This is a genomic window from Vibrio fluvialis, assembly GCF_900460245.1.
Classification (GTDB): domain Bacteria; phylum Pseudomonadota; class Gammaproteobacteria; order Enterobacterales; family Vibrionaceae; genus Vibrio; species Vibrio fluvialis.
This window is the reverse complement of sequence record NZ_UHIP01000001.1, coordinates 692,346-711,231: the sequence shown is the minus strand read 5'-3', so window position 1 is coordinate 711,231 and position 18,886 is coordinate 692,346. Positions and strand designations below refer to the sequence as shown.

The window sequence follows — 18,886 nt, the reverse complement described above, 5'->3', positions numbered from 1 at the left end:
TCACACCCTACACTTACACTGGCATGTTCATCAGTTCTTTATACGCATCAACAAGTTTGTTGCGTACCTGAATCGTGGCTTCAAAGGCCACACTCGACTTATTACGCGCAATCATAACGTCCGACAGCGACACACCTTCGTCACCACGGTCAAATCGCATCTGTAAATCGCTGGAAGTTTTCTGCAATCCGTTCACATTATTGATGGCCTGAGTGAGCATATCGCCAAAGTCAGCGCCAACTTTTTGTCCTGTTGCTGCCGGACGGCTGTTGGCAGCTTCTACCATCATCGCCTGCATTTCGCTTTGTAAGCCGTCTAGTCTCATCATTACCTCTGATGCCAATTCTTTGACTCAAACCAATCTCTGGTTACTATTGCAGCAATTAATGTGCCACTCTCCGTACGGGACTCCGTTAACCGGGAATATCAATGCCTGCATCGCGCATTTTAGCCAGTTTATAGCGTAATGTGCGAGGACTAATCCCAAGCTTTTCAGCCATTTCTTTGCGCCGACCGTGACATTCCACCAGAGTTTCCATGATGATGGCGTATTCCTGATCGCGCAGCTCACCGCCCAGACCCGCGCCGCTGCTGATTGCTTTGGCAAAATCCACTTCAGCGACCGGTTTGATTTCCGGTGTGGCCACTTCTCCGCTCTCGACAACCTGTTGCAAGCTCGACGCATCCTGCCAATCAAGGCCTTCCAGCAGAATGTGCTCCTGATCGATGTTGTCTTGCTCGCTCAAAATCAGCGCGCGCTGAATGACGTTGTCGAGTTCCCGTACGTTACCCGGCCAGTTGTAGGCAAGCAGCTTGCCAATCGCCGCGGACGAGACTTTCGGGACCGCCAGACCGAGCTTTTTACAATGCCGCTCAACCAGATGATTGGCCAGCGGCTCAATGTCACCTTTACGCTCGCACAGCGCAGGCCAGGCGATTGGGAACACGTTCAGGCGGTAGTACAGGTCTTCACGGAATTTTTTCTCTTGAACATACGACTTAAGATCACGGTTACTGGTTGCCAGCACGCGCACATCAAGTTTGACGCTCTTGCGGCTGCCAAGACGCTCCACCTCACGTTCTTGCAGCACACGCAGCAGTTTCGCTTGCAGGTTGAGATCCATTTCGCTGATTTCATCCAGCAGAATCGTTCCGCCCTGAGCCTGTTCAAACTTACCCGGACAGGCCTGAACTGCGCCAGTAAACGCACCTTTTTCGTAGCCAAACAGGGTGGCTTCCAACATGTTGTCCGGAATCGCCGCACAGTTGATCGCGACAAACGGACCATCTTTGCGCGGTGACGCGTTGTGAATGTAACGCGACATCACTTCTTTACCCGAACCACTAGGGCCCAGAACCATCACGTTGGCATCCGTTTTAGCCACTTTCTCTGCTAAGGCCAGTAGTTTCAGGCTCTTCTCATCCGCGACCACCGCATCACCGTTATCGTCAGATTTAACGGGTGCATATCGGCTCACCATGTTCAGCAGCACTTCCGGCGCAAAAGGTTTCGCCATGTAGTCAATCGCGCCTTCTTTCATCGCCGAGACTGCATCTTCGATGTTGGCGTATGCCGTCATCAGCAGCACAGGCAAGTTCGGCCAATGTTGTTTAATGTTACGCAGCAGCGCCAGACCACCCATGCCTGCCATCTGCACATCAGACACTACGATATCCACCGGATAGGTTTTCAGTTTGACCAAAGCGTCCTCGGCGCAATCGGCCTCCAGCCATTCGTAGCCAGCCAGAGCCAGGGTGTCTACCAGGGCTTCGCGTAGACCTTCGTCATCTTCAACGATTAAGACTTTGCTTTGAGCCATCATCATTCTCCAGTGTCTGATTGAGAAATTGGTGGTTGACGATCCAGAGGCAGGCACATGGTAAAACACGCACCATCCCCCGGTTCAGAAATCAACTCGAGTCGGCCGTCGTGAGCACGACAGACCATTTGTACAACCGCAAGACCCAGGCCCGTGCCCTGAGAGCGGGTAGTAAAGAAAGGCTCCATGATTTTTTGCTGCAGCTCTTTCGCAACTCCCGGACCATTGTCCTGCACAGAAATTTTTAGCTCGCCGTTTACCGGACGGAAAAAGACATCGATTTGCGCGCCTTTGCCAACAATCTGAATCGCGTTCATGACCAGATTACTCAGCGCTGATGCAATCGCATTGACGTTGCCCAGCAAGATCGTCTCTTCCTGCTCGACTTCCTGACCGTAATCGATGCCATTATTTTTGACCGCCGTTTCGATCATCGGCATAAATTCGGTCACCAGTTCCGCCAGCGAGAACGGCTTAATCACTTTGTTATCGCCACCTTTGGCGAACAGCAACATATCGTTGACCTGCTTTTCCAGATCGTGCAGACGATCGAGCAGTTTCGTCTGAAAACGCTCGCGGGTCGGCTGCGGTAAATTCGGTGCTGACAGATTGGCAGCATAAAGCATGGCACTCGACAAAGGCGTGCGGACCTGATGCGCCAGCGAGGCCACCATACGCCCGAGCGATGACAGACGCTGCAGGTCACTGATACGCGACTGCAACAAACGCGTCTCGGTCAGGTCGGTAATCAGGATCAACTGGCCCGTTGCCGATGCGGAAATCGCCAGACGTACTTTGCGTCCGTTCCGCAGTGAAATCTCATGGCCGTCATCTTCACGCGGCGCAAACGCAGTATGAATCACGGTATACCAGCGCTCGCCCACCAGCGGGACTTCTAACAAGCGGCGCGCTTCCGGATTGGCTTCACGAACAATACCCTGGGTATCAAGCAAAATAACGCCGGCTGGCATCACATCCAGCACCTGTTGGTAACGCTCGACCTGATGTTCCAGAGAGTCTAAATGTGAATGCTGTTCTTGCGCTGCGTCGTCCATCGTCGAAAATCTGCCTTTAAATACAACAATAGCCTGACACGCAAGATACATGCCAGGCTATTTACATTTATTTTCAATAACTTACTGCAATGACAATAAATTGACTCACCAATTATGAGGTTTAAGATCAACGTTGCATATTGTACTTGCGCATCTTTTCAACCAGTGTAGTACGACGCATACCCAGCATATCCGCGGCGCGAGCGACGACTCCACCCTGCGCTTCCAGCGCCTGGTTGATCAGGTTCACCTCAAGGTCGGCCAGTAACTCTTTAAGGTTGACCCCTTCCGGTGGCAACGATTGCGGCGCATCCATACGGCCATTGAGTTCTTCTTCCGGCTCGAAACTGAAATCTTCTGAGAAAATCTCTGCCAGCACATCACGCTCCTGCTCTTCCACCGAGCTGAAACGGCTCGGCTCAGGCTGGAATTCGGGAATATCACTGTAACGATATTTAGTCGGCAAATGGTTCACATCCACCAGACTATTCGGATAGAGGATAACCATTCGTTCCACGAGGTTAGCCAGCTCGCGCACATTGCCTGGCCAGTCGTGTTCCATCAATGAGTTGATTGAACGCGGCGTAAAGCAAATCGGCATGCCCCCTTCCGCTTCGAGACGAGTCATCAATTCCTGCAGTAAAAGCGGGATATCTTCTTTCCGCTCTTTTAATGCCGGCATCTCGATTGGGAACACATTGAGGCGATAGTAGAGATCTTCGCGGAAACGCTGGTCTTCAATCATCGATTCCAAGTCGCGATGCGTCGCCGCAATCACACGAACATTGGCTTTAATCGTGGAGTTGCCTCCTACGCGCTCGAAACAGCGTTCCTGCAATACGCGCAGCAGTTTGACCTGCATGCTCATCGGCATGTCGCCAATTTCGTCCAGGAACAGCGTGCCACCTTCAGCCAGTTCAAAACGGCCTTTACGAGCGGTTATTGCTCCGGTAAACGCGCCTTTTTCGTGACCAAACAGTTCGCTTTCCAGCAATTCAGCGGGAATCGCGCCACAGTTGATTGGCACAAATGGACCACCGCGACGGGAAGAATGATAGTGAATATTGCGGGCAACCACTTCTTTACCCGTGCCCGATTCGCCGAGGATAAGCACATTGGCTTCGGTACCGGACACCTGTTCAATCAGATGGCGGACTTCCTGAATGCCATGGCTCTGGCCAACCAAGCTGCGGAACAGGGTATTTTTACGCGCTGTCGCCAGCACCTGAATACCTTTGCGTCCAAGGAACTCTTTGCAGTGTCTGAGCGCTTCGCTCAACTGAGGATAATTTAACGGAAATTCTAGCTCACCCACGAATTGCGGGAACTCTTCCAGAGAGTATGGCTGCTTATTAGCTACCAATAGAGGGATATGATTGGCTTTTGAAAGCGTTTCGGACAGAGACTCAGATAACGTTTGAGCACTGATCGAACCAAGAATGCAACCAGCCCAAACAGCAGACCAGTCAATCTGATCCAACTGTGAAGACTCAATCACCTCACATTGTTCCCCTACAAATTCTAATATGGTACTGAGACTCAGACGAATAGACGGATCGTCCTCGATCACAAGTAGTTTTGCTAAACCTTGCATAGGTGAGAATATTTGCCTTAATTCTGGGATGTTGTGGTTGTACCGTTGAAAATCATCGGCAGGCTTTTTAAATTTTAGTATTTGCCTGACTAAACGATAGACAATTTATGGAATTCAGCAACAAAAAAAAGCCACTTGGCTAGTTAGTGGCTTCTATTCTATTTAATTAAAAAAATAAGGCAACCAAGCAATTAGCTGGTGTGATGTCAGTTGAAAGTTTCAGAAATAACTCACAGTCCCACTTCTGAAGCAGTCAAATTGTGATATTCCGCAGGGATTTGGTCCCACGCTGACTTGATCTCACGAATAATGTCGATTACGTCATCCAGTGGCTGAGGATCGTTTTGATGGTTCGCCGCCGTGATTTGGGTGATCATGAACTCGTACAGCTGATCCAGATTCTGTGCGATATCGCCACCGTCATCCATTGAAAGACAGCTGCGCAGGCTGATGATGATGTCTAACGCCTTACCAAGACGTTCGCCTTTCACCGGAATGTTGCCCTGAGCCATTGCTGCTTTGCCCTGAATCAGGCGTTCGATGGCACCGGCCATCAGCATTTGTACGATTTTATGCGGTGAGGCCGCACTTAGCTGGCTATCCACTGATACTTTTTTGTACGCCTGTAAAGAACCACGCATAGTCTTCCTCTTTATAAAAACTTTTTGTATTGCTGAACCGATTTATTGCCGTGGCGATATTTATGGAGCGTTTTGCCTATCGCGGCGGTTTTTGACTGCATCAATTCAACAAGGAGTTGTGTATCTCGTACGGCACTACGCCATTCATCTGAACGAGCGAAGTCCGGGTTGTCTGACACGTAGGTCAGTAAGTCATGCAATAACTGTTCTCTGTTATCGACCAGCGCTGTGATTTCTTCAGTATTAATGTCGTCGACTGCAAGCTTATCTTTTAATTGGTGATTTAAATCACACAACGCTTGAAGTGTACCTTTCATATTACTGTCCTAGCGCATTCATCATGCTGGCAAGCTGCGATTGCATTTTGCCGGTGGCATCCTGCATGGCCGAAAACTTAGAATGAGTCCGTTTCTCTAAACTGTCCATGCGGCGATCCAGTGCAGACTGATCGTCAGACAAACGACGCGTCTGCTCACCGAGGCTCTTCTCGCGGGTACGAATTGAACCCGTCACACCGGTCATGCTTTGAATGGCATCTTCTACCCGTTTTGCAAAACCACGGTTGCCACCAAAAAAATCCCCCAGCTTAGTGAAATTGTTATTCAACTGGCGGTTGAGCATATCATAGTTGATTTCCAGCGTCCCTTGACGCGTGGTGGTGATACCAAATTCCGTCAGGCTTTTGAGCTCGTCCGGTGCCTGGTCAATCGATGACGAGAACACCGACTTGAGACGTGAGTCCGCACTGCGCACAATACTGTCGCCCGCGAGCGGGCCGGCTTGTCCGGTGCGAGGGTCAACACTGCTCAGTTCCTTACTGACCTGAAAGAACTGGTTATAGGCCGCAACGAATTGTTCAATATCACCGCGCACACTGTCGCGGTCATACTCAATGCCGATTTCCGCGGGCTGTTCAACGTTGTTGGTTTTGCCTTTTAAGGTCAGATCCACGCCGTCAATCGCATCTTCAATCACGTTGTTGTGGCTGGACAGCTTGGCCACACCATCCAGCAGCACCAGCGAATCCTGACCCGCTTGTACCTGACTCATCCCTTTGTAGGCATCGAATGCTTCTTGCGCCGCTTTAAGTTCAGACTGCACTTGCTCGGCTTTTTCGAGCGCTTCACGCTCTTCAGGTGCCATCTTCGCGCGCTCAGCCTGCTTAGCTTGCTCCGGCGTCATTTTGCCGCTTTTGACCGCAGCATCAATCGCCGCCTGCTCTTTAGCCAGTTTAGCATCCAGTCTTGCTTGCGCTTCTTTCGGAGTCACATAAGAGGCGGTCAGTGTCCCTGAAGCGGTGTTGCTCCACCCCGGCACATCCGGTGCTTTCTCTAGCGCTTTGTCATCAAGTTCCGGTTCAGGTTCAGAATAAGAGTCCAACAACGTCCCGGACGCCGTTTCAGTCCAACCCGGAATGCGATCTTCTGGTTTGAGATATTTGTTAACTTGACTGCCTGCGGCCGCGGCCGCTTTTAACGCCGAGTCCGGCAACTCGCCCGGGCTGCCATCCGGTTTTGGTTGACCGTTAGCGGCGGTTTGCGCCACGTTATCGATCTGCTCGGCGACGGATTTATCCACTTCACGTGCGGCATCACCAATTTTTTCTGCCACTTTAGCGGCAATTTTTTGCTGCTCTGGTGTCAAAGGGGCAAGGAGTTGCTGCGCCTGAGCACGGGCTTTTTCCAGATCTTTGACCCGATCTTCTAACGTTTTGTATTCGAGATGTTTGAGCGCATCGCCTGCTTGCGCGTCTGCGCGGATACTGATGCGATGATCTTTACCTGAGACATTGGAAGCCACGATCAGGCGAGGGCCGTCAACGTCATTGATGACGGAAGCACGAACACCTGGGTTGGCTTTTTCGCCGTTGATACCACGAACGATATCAATCAGCTTGGAATCGGAGCGTACATCGACGCTGAAAGATTTGTCGCCAAGCGAAATATGCAGCTTACCCGGACCAAACTTTGCGTCTTCCGGTAATACGTCGGACGCCAGTTTATGGCTTTGAGCAAGCTGCAACACATCGACTGCGTATTTGCCTGCGATTGCATCTGTGGTTGCGGTCGCTGAGACGACCTTGTCGTCAGAAGTATCGACTTTACGCACCGCGAAAGCCTTCTCCTGACGAAAGTTCGTCATTAGATTCTTCATCGTATCCAGCGACTCTCTGAGTCTGCCGTAGGCACTGATGCTCGAATCAATTTCGGTTCGCTTATTGTCAATGCTTTGCTGCTTAGGCACGCGCTCCGCATTCACAATTTTGCTGACCATTGAATTGATATCAAAGCCAGTGTTCATCCCCATTGGGCCTAAACTCATCCAATCACCTCAAAAAATACGATTACGCCTTCACCACTAACAGGCCCGATTTATGGTTCTGTTCCTTGGCTAGACGCCGCAATACTTCAAGCATTTCCTCTTCTGGGATTTGACGAATAATGTCGCCGGTTTTAGCTTCATAAATCGTCACCACTTCCCGTCCGGATTCTTCATCCACTCTGAACGCCAGTCCCTTGTTGATTGAAGTCACGAAGTCATTCATTCGTTCAACCATTTTTGCCCGTTGCTCTTCGTTAAGACGTTCCCGTTCCCGGGATTGTTCAACGGCGGCTTCCAGCGTCTGGTCCTGGCTGCGTTTCAGCTGTTCAGTAATGTGCTCCGAGACTTTTTCAGTCCGTCGCACTGAACGGTAGTCTTCCTTCGAATCGGAAGCGCTTTTCACGCTCTCATTTTCTGAAGCAAGTTTAATGCCACTTTGCGAGCCGTAAGGCTGGATGTTCGACGTGTATGATGATACTTCCATAACAATCTCCCCTCCACCTTATAGGTAGCACTAATACCACTACCCATTAAGCTCTTTTAACCGTATGGAATTACCCTAACAGGCTAAGAGCTGCAGATGGTGACTGCTTCGCTTGTGCCAGTACAGAAGTACTCGCTTGTTGCAGAATCTGCGACTTAGTCATCGCTGTGGTTTCACGGGCGTAGTCAGTATCTTTGATACGGCTGCGAGACGCGTTCACGTTTTCGTTGATGTTATCTAAGTTGCTGATTGCGTGGCCAAAACGGTTCTGGAACGCACCCAGAGACGCACGCTGGCTGTCCACAGACTTCAGAGCGCCATCCAATACGGCTACTGCTTCCTGAGAACCGGCAACGCTGGTCACATCGATATCTTTAACGGTCACGTCCTGCGCAGCACCAAAGCCGATTTCAGAACCCAGATCGCCGCCGATAGTCACATCGCCAGTCACTTTTTGTGAAGATGCGAACAGTTGCAGTTTGCCGTCTTCACCGACCGATGCTTTTACGTCATCGCTCTGACCGTTGATGTACGTTGCCACTTCTTCCAGATCATCACCTTTTTTCGCAGTGATGGTCAGTTCGCGGGCTTCGCCTTGTTTGTCAGTATAATTCAGAGTCAGGTCTTTCGCGTCGCCGACTGTCCAGTCTGCCGCTTTGCCTTCCTGTGCACGGTAAGATTTACCGCCCATCGCCGCGTTGTCTGAACGCAGGTTACCCATAGTCAGGTTCACTGCTTCGCCAGAGTCTGCGCCGATTTGGAATGATTTGCTGCCGAATGTGCCGTTCAGCAGTTTGTTACCACCGAAAGAGGTTGTTTCTGCAATACGGTTCAGCTCATCGTTCAGGGCTGAAACTTCTTCCTGAATCGCTTTACGTTCAGAACTTGAGTTCGAGCCGTTAGACGATTGCAGCGCCAGGTCACGCATACGTTGCAGAATGTTGGTGCTCTCATTCATTGCACCCTCAGCGGTTTGTGCAATAGAGATACCATCATTGGCGTTACGTACAGCCATGTCCAAACCACGACTTTGAGAAGATAAGCGGTTTGAAATCTGTAAGCCTGCAGCGTCGTCTTTCGCGCTGTTAATGCGGTAGCCCGAAGACAGACGTTCCATAGACTTCTGTACGCCGTCAGCTGCACCGTTTAGGTAACGCTGGGCGGTCATCGCCGAAACGTTAGTATTTACGTTGATTGCCATATTGTTGATCTCCTTAGGCGGATAGTTAGCGTGCCTTCGAGTCTCTCACCTCTCGTCGGCACACCTCATTTCTCTCGTATCCTTTAACGGCGAGAGATTCATATCCTTTAGGAAAAAAATTGGCTTTTTTTTAATTAATTTCGATTTGAACGAAAAACGTGATGGCAAACACAAAATTTCAGGCATAAAAAAATCCAGCCGAAGCTGGATTTTTCTGTTTAGTGTTGGGGATTAACCCAGCAGGCTCAGTGCTGCTTGTGGCGCTTGTTTTGCTTGAGCAAGAACAGAGCTTGATGCCTGAGAAAGAATCTGAGACTTGGTCAGTGCCGTTGTTTCTTTCGCGAAATCAGTATCTTTGATACGGCTCTTAGACGCATTCACGTTTTCGTTAATGTTGTCCAAGTTGCTGATCGCGTGGTTGAAACGGTTCTGGAACGCACCCAGTTCTGCACGGTGGCTGTCTACATATTTCAGCGCGGCATCCACAATCGCAACTGACTCTTGAGCACCACCAACGCTGGTCACGTCAATGTTGTCGACTGTCACTTGCTTGCCTTCTTTCATGCCCAGCTCACCAGCCAGACCGCCGCTGAACGATACGTCGCCAGAAACTTTGTTGTTACCTGCGAAGACTTGTAGTTGGCCTTTTTCGTTCACAGACGCTTTTACCATGTCTGTCTGACCGTTGATGTAAGTCGCCAGCTCTTCGATGTCATCGCCCGCTTTCGCGTTGATGTTGATCGACTGCTCGTTACCTTTGTCATCGTTCAGAGTGATGGTCAGGTCGTTTTTACCTTGCTCAACGATCCAGTTTTTGTCTTTCGCGTTTTCAGCCTGGTAGCTTGTACCACCCATCATACGGTTGTCGCTGCGCATGTCTTTCAGAGACAGCATCACGGCTTCACCGTTGTCCGCACCAATCTGGAAAGATTTGGTTTGGAATGTGCCGTTCAGCAGCTTGTTACCACCGAATGAAGTGGTTTCTGCGATACGGTTCAGTTCGTCGTTCAGTGCAGTTACTTCTTCCTGAATCGCTACGCGCTCTGATTTAGAGTTTGAGCCGTTAGATGATTGCAGAGACAGGTCACGCATACGTTGCAGGATGTTGGTGGTTTCGTTCATCGCACCTTCTGCAGTTTGCGCAATTGAAATACCGTCATTCGCGTTACGTACTGCTACATCCAGACCGCGGCTTTGTACGTTCAAGCGGTTAGAAATTTGCAGACCTGCAGCGTCATCTTTTGCGCTGTTGATTTTAAAGCCAGAAGACAGACGTTCCATTGACGTTTGCTGAGCGCTGCTTGCGCTGTTCAGGTAACGTTGTGCTGTCATTGCTGATACGTTGGTATTTACATTCACTGCCATGGTGATTTCTCCAATTGATTTTCCGATGTTTCCGGTTTCCGACGTCTCGGAAAACCAAGTAGTTCTCTCAAAGTTACTTTCTTTAACGGCTCGGCCTGAAAAACCTTTAGGAAATTTTTAAGATTTTTTTGAAAAAACTTCCATTGGCAGAGCAAACGTGATGAAAGAAAGAAAATAGGTAAAAAAGTCATTTTTATTGCTAAAGCTTTTACAAAGCGCGTCGATACAACTCAGTTTCACTTAGCCGCTAAGCAGCGTCAGCGCTACGTTTGGTTGATTTTTCGCCTGCGCCAATATTGATGTCCCCACTTGTTGCAGAATCTGTTGCTTGATCATTTGCGTGGTTTCTTTGGCGTAATCGGCATCTTTGATTCGGCTGTTCGATGCAGCGAGGTTTTCATGCACGTTGTCCAGGTTGCTGACCGCATGTCCAAAGCGGTTTTGCAGCGCTCCCAGCTCCGCACGATGGCTGTCGACATACTTCATTGCCGTATCCAGCACTGAGACTGCGCGCTGGGCACCGCCAACAGAGGTAATGTCGAGGTTATCGACGGCTTCATAGCCTTTAAGGTTCATCTGCAATTCGTCCGCTAGACTGCCGCTGAAAGACAAGGTGCCTGCGGTTTCTTTGCCTGCCATATAGATTTGCAGCTGGCCTTTCTCATTAACCGATGCAGACACTTTATCCGTCTGTCCGTTGATGTAAGTGGCTAACTGTTCTATATCGTCTCCCTGCTTGGCGTGAATGTGAATTTGCTCATCCTCACCCCGCGCATTGACATACGAAATGGTTAATTGGTTACGCCCTTGCCCCACCTGCCATTGGCTGTCGGCCTCGCCGGCAGCCACATAACTAAATCCGCCCATATTGAGGTCATCAGAGCGCATGTTCTTGAGCGACACCTGCACCGCTTCTCCGGATGATGCGCCAATTTGGAATGAGGTTTGACCAAACGAACCGTTGAGCAATTTTCGACCACCAAAAGAGGTTGTTTCGGCGATTCGGTTCATTTCATCGTTCAAAGCCCCCATTTCTTCCTGTAATGCTACGCGCTCCGCTTTACTGTTCGAGCCATTGGCCGACTGTAATGAGAGATCTCGCATGCGTTGCAGTAAGTTGGTGGTTTCTTGCATCGCGCCTTCAGCGGTTTGCATGATGGAAATGCCATCGTTGGCATTGCGTACAGCCACATCAAGGCCGCGCATCTGGGATTCAAGGCGATTGGAAATTTGCAGCCCTGCCGCATCGTCTTTGGCGCTGTTGATCCGTTTACCGGAAGACAACCGCTCCAACGACTGATTGAGCAAATCGGTCGCGGTGTTTAAATGCCGCTGCGCGACCAGCGCTGAGACATTAGTGTTTACCGTGATAGCCATGTGCGTGACAGAGTCCTTGGGGTTATTTCTCTTCTAGCAGGACTATCGGCCGGGAATGGGGAATCTTTAGAACAAAAAAGCCAGGCTGTGAGCCTGGCTTTGGGAGTCTGAACGCCAACTACGCTTTGAGGCTGAGTGCTTGCAGCATCTCTTGTGATGGCGCAAAGAAGTATGCCCCCGTCACCGCCTGCGTAAAACGCAGCAGTTGGTCAGTTTTACCATCGGTCACGCCGTACATACTTTCCATCATGGTTTTGATGTTGTGCAGTGTGTGGCAGTAGGCAATAAACAGCAGGCCATGATCGCCACTGGCGCTGCCATACGGCAGACTGTGGCGCAGAATTTTCAGCCCTTTACCTTCTTCTTTAATATCGACGCGGCCAACGTGTGACGCAGCGGGAACATTGTCCAGTTCCACCGAATCCGGTTTAGTACGGCCAATCACTTTTTCCTGCGCAGAGACGTTGAGGCGGCTCCACGCTGGCAGATTGTGCACAAAGCGCTGCACCATCACATAGCTGCCGCCAGCGAACTCACCGTCCGCCACAATCGCGACTTCACGACGTTTTTCCTCTTTCGGGTTTTCAGTGCCATCGATAAAGCCCGTCATGTCACGGGCGTCCAGATAGCGGAAACCGTAGGTTTCATCAACGACATCAACATCTTCAGCGATTTCGGTCAGACATTTACGCATGACATAAAACAGCAGGTCGTGGCGCTTTGAGTGGCAATGGATCAGTACGTCGACATCGGTACTCGGTGCCATAGTGCTGCCTTCGCCCAACACCGGGAAATCGATCAGCTCTTCTGGCATCGGGGCTTCAAAGCGTTGCCAGAAAGCTTTGGTGAAGGCGACAGAGAGCGTCAGTTCTGCGCCCGGTTGATTGGCATTCACTTCATCCACCAGAGCAGGCAGTGCTTGCAACTGAGCAAGAACCTGTGCGTGGTTGCGTTTAATTTTTAATATGCTGTACAGAGCAAATGGCTCCGCTTCTGGCAAAATAGCCGACTGTGGCGTTGACATGTTAAGTCCTCACTTTTTCTTTTTTGCTCAGTGTGTACCCGATACGACAAAGGGTATGCTTCAAATTCATTCTACGTCTTGATACCGATCATGGCTTAGCCATCAGCGGCGACAAAAAACAGTCACGCACACTGCGGCTGCGATAAACGTATAAAATTAACCATAATAAAATCAACAAGGTAAGCGCATTCGCCCAATGAAAAGCTCCGTGTTGCAGGTAGACATGGTAGCCCGTCTGAATAAACTGCACGCTCGCTGTCAGCAGCGTCAGCCAGCGCCCGGTTCGAAACAACGCATTAATCCAACGCCGCTCCGGATGACGCAGACTGATCAGCCACATTAGTGCAATCCCCGGCACGCCCGCCACCAGCCCGATGTAAAGCGCCGCATTACCGGGATAAACGAAACTCAGAATCTGCGAACCACTGTCGCGGCTCACGCCTGCAACCACGAACACAATCCAGGCTCGCGCCAGAAACAGCCATCCCAGCCACAACCAGGTTGGAGCCTTGAGATATCCGTGGGTATCATATTGTTCGATGGTGTAACGCACGTTGTTCTTTCGCTGTTGGTTATTGCCTTCCACTTTAGCGCAATGATTTCAAATAGCTATACGTGAGTATGAGATTTTGGTGACAAACTGCGACCGTGATACTCTAGGCAAAACTTAAGGGACACCAAGCATGACCAATAAAATTGTTCCATCGCCACAAACCCAACAAGAAGCGATGAAAGTAGCGAAGGCGACTCAAAAGCCGGGCCAGACCAAAGAGCAGACCAAGCTGATTGCACAAGGCATTGAAAAAGGCATTGCGCTGTATAAAAAACAGCAAAAAGAAAAACACCGCCAGGCCGATCGCGCTCGTAAAAAAGCACTGAGAACCAAACAACCTGCCATACACGAAGACATTGATTCCGAGATTGGTTACGAAGACGAAGTAACGCTATCCAAAAACCTGCAATGGCTGCCGTGGGGGCTGCTTATCGCCAGTTGGGTCGGTTTCATTCTGTTCTGGATGCAAAACAGCGCGCAATAGTGCTCCGGCAAAGCAAGCACACTCTCCCTCCGTTTCCAGAGTTGTTACCTGACGCACGTGACACGTCACTGGAAACGATTACAATAAGACCAACTCTAGCGATAACGTGCTTTGCATGAAGGCGTTCTGCGTTGAAAACTCGCAGTGAATCTCATTTATCGCCCAGAAACCATTCATTGTTTGCGGTCCGCCAGAAGAACAGTGTTTAATTTACCTAATGCATTGATAAAGGTTGAATTTCCATGGCTACCATTAAGGATGTCGCGAAAGCGGCTGGTGTATCCGTTGCTACCGTTTCCCGTGTCATCAATAAATCGCCGAAAGCCAGTCAGGCGTCAATTGATTCCGTGACCAAGGCGATGCAAGAACTGGGTTATCGCCCCAATGCTGCTGCGCGAGCACTGGTTAGCCAAAGCACCAATACGATGGGCGTGCTGGTTTCTGATGTGTCAGACCCATTTTTCGGCACCTTAGTCAAAGCCGTCGATACTGTCGCTCGTCAGAATGGTAAACATCTGTTGGTGGGTAACGGTTATCACAAGGAAGAGGATGAACGCCGCTCGATTGAGCTGCTGATCAATAACCGTTGTGATGCACTGGTGATTCATTCCAAAGCCTTGTCGGATGAAGAGCTGATTGCGTTCGCCAAAGAGGCGAAAGGGATGGTAGTGATCAACCGTCACATTCCTGGCATGGAAGATCGCTGTATTTCCCTCGACAACCATAAAGGGGCGTTTCTCGCGACCGAGTTTCTGATTCGTCAGGGCCATAAGAAAATTGCCTGCATCGCGTCCAGTCACTCGATTGCCGATGCCAATGAACGGGTTACTGGTTATCTGGATGCGCTCACAGCCAATCATCTCGATTTACCTGAGACCTACATCGAGTACGGTGAACCGAGCAGTGAAGGCGGAGAACAAGCCATGCTGTACCTGTTGACCAAAGGTATCGATATCACAGCGATCGTCGCTTACAACGACAACATGGCCGCTGGCGCCCTATCGGTCATGGAAGAAAACGGCATCGAATCGCCAGGGCAGATTTCGATTGTCGGTTTCGATGACGGCTTGATTGCCCGCTACGTAAAACCGCGCCTGACCACCGTGCGTTACCCGATTCAGATGATGGCGGAAAATGCCGCTCAATTAGCGCTGCAACTGGCCAAAGATGAAAGCCTGGTCGATGACAGTCCGAAACGCTATTCGCCAACCATGGTAAAACGCGACTCGGTTAAATCACTCAACGACTAAGCGGAAATCGAAGAAAAACAAAAGGCTTACCCAAAAGGTAAGCCTTTTTCTCTCCCATCGCATTATCCCTGAATTGCAGGGAAAAGATCCCCATAGGCAAAACGTAAGCTGTGCCGATTTACCACTCCCCCAAGCGTAAATCCGCCTGAGCACGCTGATGGAGTCCTGACCAGCGGCTCACCTCTGAAGCTCCCGTTTGCCATGGGAAAATGACTTCGTGAACACAGGCATCAACCGACACCCGCTCGAACGCCACGATAGCAATTCAAGTGACGATCACTCGAATTCTTTTACCAGGCCAGCACCTTCTTTGGCCTGACACACATAAATGGTTTCTTTCAAGCCAGTTGCGGCCTGATATTGCTGCTCGATAGCGACTTTGACATCGTTGACCAACGCAGGTGGTACCAGCGCTACCACGCACCCACCGAAGCCGCCTCCAGTCATACGTACGCCGCCTTGCTCACCGATCACGGCTTTGACAATCTCAACCAGGGTATCGACCTCTTTGACGGTAATTTCAAAATCATCACGCATGGACGCATGTGATGCAGCCATCAGTTGGCCCATGGTTGCCATGTCGTTGGCACGCAGTGCATCCGCCGCGGCTAACGTGCGATCATTTTCCGTAATGATGTGACGCGCGCGCTTAGCCACCACTTCGCTCAACTCACCCTGACGACGCGTAAACTCTTCAATCGTTACATCACGCAATGCTTTCACGCCAAAAATACACGCCGCTTCTTCGCACTGCTGGCGACGGGTGTTGTATTCACTGTCAACCAGGCCACGCTGCTTATTGGAGTTGATAATCACAATCGCCATATCTTCCGGCATCGATACCGCTTGCGTCTCCAAACTGCGGCAGTCGATCAGCAGCGCATGATTCTCCCGCCCTTCGGCAGAAATCAGCTGATCCATGATGCCGCAATTGCAGCCGACGAACTGGTTCTCGGCCTGCTGGCCATTGAGTGCCACCTCGGCTTGCGAGATATCCAGCGCAAACAGCTCTTTAAACGTCTGACCGATGACCACTTCCAACGCCGCTGAGGAGCTTAACCCCGCGCCTTGCGGCACGTTACCGCTCACTGCGATGTCGGCGCCGCCGAGGGCATAACCACGTTCAAGCAGAAATTTCACCACGCCGCGAATGTAGTTGGCCCACATTTTTTCCGCTTGAAATTCAATTGGCGCGTCGAGCGCAAACTCATCCTGCGCATTGGCATAATCGACCGCAATGATGCGTACGCGGTTATCATCACGCTTGGATGCCGCCACCACGGTTTGGTAGTTAATCGCACATGGCAACACAAAACCGTCGTTGTAATCGGTGTGCTCACCAATCAGGTTAACCCGGCCCGGCGCCTGAATAACATGGCTCGGCGCAAAACCCAGGACGTGTTCGAAAGAGCGAATCACGTTTTGAATCAGTTCAGACATAGGACTTTCCACAATTCTCTTCACGAGTACCACCACGGGGTACTCTGGTGTTTATTCGTTATTAAGGCTGTTCTTTGTAGTGAACATCGCTCAGTTCACGCAGGCGCTGCGCGGCCTGTTCCGGAGTTAAATCTCGCTGAGTTTCTGCCAGCATTTCATAGCCCACCATAAACTTACGCACGCTCGCGCTGCGCAGCAGCGGCGGATAGAACAGTGCGTGTAACTGCCAGTGTTCTATCTCACTGCCGTCGTCAAAAAACGGCGCATAATGCCAGCCCATTGAGTACGGGAATGAGCACTGGAACAGGTTGTCATAGCGACTGGTCAGTTTTTTTATCGCCAGGGCTAAATCGTCGCGCTGATCATCGTTCAGTTCACTCATGCGGCGAACGTGGGTTTTCGGCAGCAGCATGGTTTCAAATGGCCACGCAGCCCAATATGGGACCACTGCCAGCCAGTGCTCGGTTTCCACCACAGTACGTGAACCATCGGCCAATTCCGCTTGCACATAATCCACCAGCAGATTGCTGCCCTGCTGATCGAAGTAGGCTTTCAGGTGTTGGTTTTTACGCTCAATTTCATTCGGCAGAAAGCTGTTGGCCCAGATCTGGCCATGCGGGTGCGGCTGAGAACACCCCATCGTCTCGCCTTTGTTTTCGAATGCTTGTACCCAGACATACTCTTTACCAAGTGCTTCAATCTGCTCGTTCCAGGTATCAATCACACCGCGAATCTGCGCCAATGGCAGCTCAGGTAGCGTTTTGCTGTGATCCGGTGAAAAGCAGATCACGCGGCTCAGCCCACGCACCCCTTGAATTTTAAACAACGGACTGCGGGATGGCGGTGCGTCCGGCGAATCTGTCATCAGCGCGGCAAAATCATTGTTGAAGACGTACGTACCGGTGTAAGCCGGGTTCACGTCGCCCGACACACGCGTATTTCCCGGGCACAAGAAACAGTGATGATCGTAGCTTGGCAGCTCTGCAGTTGACGGTTTTTCATCCTGACCGCTCCAAGGGCGTTTCGCGCGATGCGGAGAAACCAACACCCATTGCCCGCTCAACGGGTTATAACGGCGGTGTGGGTGATCCACCGGATTGAATTCTATCGTCGACATTTGTGTCATGACCTCTGTTTAAACGTCGTATCCCTGAGGATTATTTGATTGCCAGCGCCAGGTATCCGCCGTCATGTCTGCCAAGCTCAGTTTCGCCTGCCAGCCCAGTTCACGCTGCGCCTTTTCAGTACTGGCCCAACACTCGGCAATATCGCCCGGACGACGCGGACAAATTTCATAAGGCACCGCCTTGCCACACGCCTGGCTGAAGGCATTGACCATATCCAGTACGCTGGAGCCTTTACCCGTACCCAGGTTATAAATATGCAGACCGGCTTGTGTGCCGACCGCCTGCAACGCGGCGATGTGACCATCGGCCAGATCCATCACATGAATATAGTCGCGAATGCCAGTGCCATCCGGTGTCGCGTAATCATTGCCAAACACCGCCAGTTTTTCACGACGCCCCACGGCAACCTGAGCAATAAACGGCATCAGGTTATTCGGAATGCCTTGGGGGTCTTCCCCCATGGTGCCTGACGGATGCGCGCCAACCGGATTAAAGTAACGCAGCAGAGTGATGCTCCACTCGGGTTCAGCAACCACTAAATCTGCCAAGCACTGCTCCACCATGTACTTGCTGCGGCCATACGGGTTGGTGGTCGCGCCTGTTGGAGAAGTTTCGGTGATAGGTACAATTTGTGGGTCGCCATAAACGGTCGCCGACGAACTGAACACCAGACTTTTCACGCCCGCTTTGCGCATGCTGCGCACCAGAACTAACGTGCCGTTGACGTTGTTGTCGTAGTACTCAATCGGCTTGCTGACTGACTCCCCCACCGCTTTGAGGCCGGCAAAGTGAATCACGGCTTGTACGTCGTGCTTGGCAAAGACGGAATCCAGGAACGCTTCATCACGAATATCACCCTGATAAAATGCCGGGCGCACCCCCGTTAAGGCTTCAATTCGATTCAATACTTCTGCTTTTGCATTGCACAAGTTATCGACCATGATTGGGGTCATCCCCGCCGCAATCATCTGCACACATGTGTGGCTGCCGATGTAGCCCATACCGCCAGTGATTAGAACGTCCACCTGTCACCTCTCCGCTGATTTGAATTGCATTGAGTCTATCAGCAGCCCAGCGCCGACTTCTGTGATTACACTCTCAAAGTGAAAACGTTTCCACAAACATTCACACCGAGGTGACTCTGCTATT

18 protein-coding genes are annotated in these 18,886 nt (G+C 50.9%); 2 read left to right on the top strand and 16 right to left on the bottom strand.

Going from position 1 to position 18,886, the window contains the following annotated elements:
• Window positions 1–13: 13 nt before the first annotated feature.
• The 13 genes from fliE to DYA43_RS03350 form a co-directional block, all read right to left on the bottom strand.
• Window positions 14–325: a flagellar hook-basal body complex protein FliE gene (gene fliE / locus DYA43_RS03410; protein WP_020331168.1), complete on the bottom strand. Its 312-nt coding sequence runs from the start codon at window positions 323–325 to the stop codon at window positions 14–16.
• 88 nt (window positions 326–413) lie between these two features.
• Window positions 414–1,820 (bottom strand): sigma-54-dependent transcriptional regulator, encoded by a 1,407-nt coding sequence (locus tag DYA43_RS03405; protein ID WP_055452757.1) that lies wholly within the window; start codon window positions 1,818–1,820, stop codon window positions 414–416.
• 2 nt (window positions 1,821–1,822) lie between these two features.
• A complete protein-coding gene (locus DYA43_RS03400) occupies window positions 1,823–2,875 on the bottom strand; it encodes a sensor histidine kinase (protein ID WP_020331166.1) in 1,053 nt (350 codons plus the stop codon).
• Window positions 2,876–3,002: 127 nt separating this feature from the next.
• Window positions 3,003–4,469 carry a sigma-54 dependent transcriptional regulator gene (locus DYA43_RS03395; RefSeq protein ID WP_024373502.1) on the bottom strand — a complete coding sequence of 489 codons (1,467 nt, stop codon included), beginning with the start codon at window positions 4,467–4,469 and terminating at the stop codon, window positions 3,003–3,005.
• Window positions 4,470–4,699: 230 nt separating this feature from the next.
• Complete coding sequence (fliS, locus tag DYA43_RS03390; RefSeq protein WP_020331164.1) at window positions 4,700–5,110, bottom strand: flagellar export chaperone FliS; 411 nt, start codon at window positions 5,108–5,110, stop codon at window positions 4,700–4,702.
• An 11-nt stretch (window positions 5,111–5,121) separates the two neighbouring features.
• The gene (gene fliT, locus DYA43_RS03385; RefSeq protein ID WP_020331163.1) at window positions 5,122–5,427 is read right to left on the bottom strand and encodes a flagellar protein FliT; all 306 of its coding nucleotides are present in this window, start codon (window positions 5,425–5,427) and stop codon (window positions 5,122–5,124) included.
• A gap of 1 nt (window position 5,428) precedes the next feature.
• Window positions 5,429–7,432: a flagellar filament capping protein FliD gene (fliD, locus tag DYA43_RS03380; RefSeq protein WP_061056232.1), complete on the bottom strand. Its 2,004-nt coding sequence runs from the start codon at window positions 7,430–7,432 to the stop codon at window positions 5,429–5,431.
• Between the two features lie 22 nt (window positions 7,433–7,454).
• Entirely contained in the window at window positions 7,455–7,916 is a 462-nt protein-coding gene (flaG, locus tag DYA43_RS03375) for a flagellar protein FlaG (RefSeq protein ID WP_020331161.1), read from the bottom strand.
• A 70-nt stretch (window positions 7,917–7,986) separates the two neighbouring features.
• Window positions 7,987–9,117 carry a flagellin gene (locus tag DYA43_RS03370; protein WP_020331160.1) on the bottom strand — a complete coding sequence of 377 codons (1,131 nt, stop codon included), beginning with the start codon at window positions 9,115–9,117 and terminating at the stop codon, window positions 7,987–7,989.
• Window positions 9,118–9,348: 231 nt separating this feature from the next.
• Entirely contained in the window at window positions 9,349–10,482 is a 1,134-nt protein-coding gene (locus tag DYA43_RS03365) for a flagellin (RefSeq protein ID WP_061056231.1), read from the bottom strand.
• A 240-nt stretch (window positions 10,483–10,722) separates the two neighbouring features.
• Window positions 10,723–11,859, bottom strand: a complete 1,137-nt coding sequence (locus DYA43_RS03360; RefSeq protein ID WP_061056230.1) for a flagellin — start codon at window positions 11,857–11,859, stop codon at window positions 10,723–10,725.
• A gap of 118 nt (window positions 11,860–11,977) precedes the next feature.
• Complete coding sequence (locus DYA43_RS03355; protein WP_047456768.1) at window positions 11,978–12,883, bottom strand: Dyp-type peroxidase; 906 nt, start codon at window positions 12,881–12,883, stop codon at window positions 11,978–11,980.
• An 88-nt stretch (window positions 12,884–12,971) separates the two neighbouring features.
• Window positions 12,972–13,436 (bottom strand): DUF2919 domain-containing protein, encoded by a 465-nt coding sequence (locus DYA43_RS03350; RefSeq protein WP_038128963.1) that lies wholly within the window; start codon window positions 13,434–13,436, stop codon window positions 12,972–12,974.
• 130 nt (window positions 13,437–13,566) lie between these two features.
• Here DYA43_RS03350 and DYA43_RS03345 point away from each other — a divergent pair, with 130 nt between their 5' ends.
• Both DYA43_RS03345 and DYA43_RS03340 read left to right on the top strand, forming a co-directional pair.
• Complete coding sequence (locus DYA43_RS03345) at window positions 13,567–13,920, top strand: DUF2956 domain-containing protein (protein WP_061056229.1); 354 nt, start codon at window positions 13,567–13,569, stop codon at window positions 13,918–13,920.
• 242 nt (window positions 13,921–14,162) lie between these two features.
• Entirely contained in the window at window positions 14,163–15,170 is a 1,008-nt protein-coding gene (locus tag DYA43_RS03340; protein ID WP_061056228.1) for a substrate-binding domain-containing protein, read from the top strand.
• Between the two features lie 276 nt (window positions 15,171–15,446).
• Here DYA43_RS03340 and galK read toward each other — a convergent pair whose 3' ends face one another.
• The 3 genes from galK to galE all read right to left on the bottom strand — a co-directional run bounded on the left by galK (window position 15,447) and on the right by galE (window position 18,762).
• Complete coding sequence (gene galK, locus DYA43_RS03335) at window positions 15,447–16,610, bottom strand: galactokinase (RefSeq protein WP_061056227.1); 1,164 nt, start codon at window positions 16,608–16,610, stop codon at window positions 15,447–15,449.
• A gap of 61 nt (window positions 16,611–16,671) precedes the next feature.
• Entirely contained in the window at window positions 16,672–17,727 is a 1,056-nt protein-coding gene (locus DYA43_RS03330; protein WP_061056226.1) for a UDP-glucose--hexose-1-phosphate uridylyltransferase, read from the bottom strand.
• 18 nt (window positions 17,728–17,745) lie between these two features.
• Window positions 17,746–18,762, bottom strand: coding sequence for a UDP-glucose 4-epimerase GalE (gene galE / locus DYA43_RS03325; RefSeq protein WP_061056225.1), 1,017 nt, complete (start codon window positions 18,760–18,762; stop codon window positions 17,746–17,748).
• Window positions 18,763–18,886 lie beyond the last annotated feature (124 nt).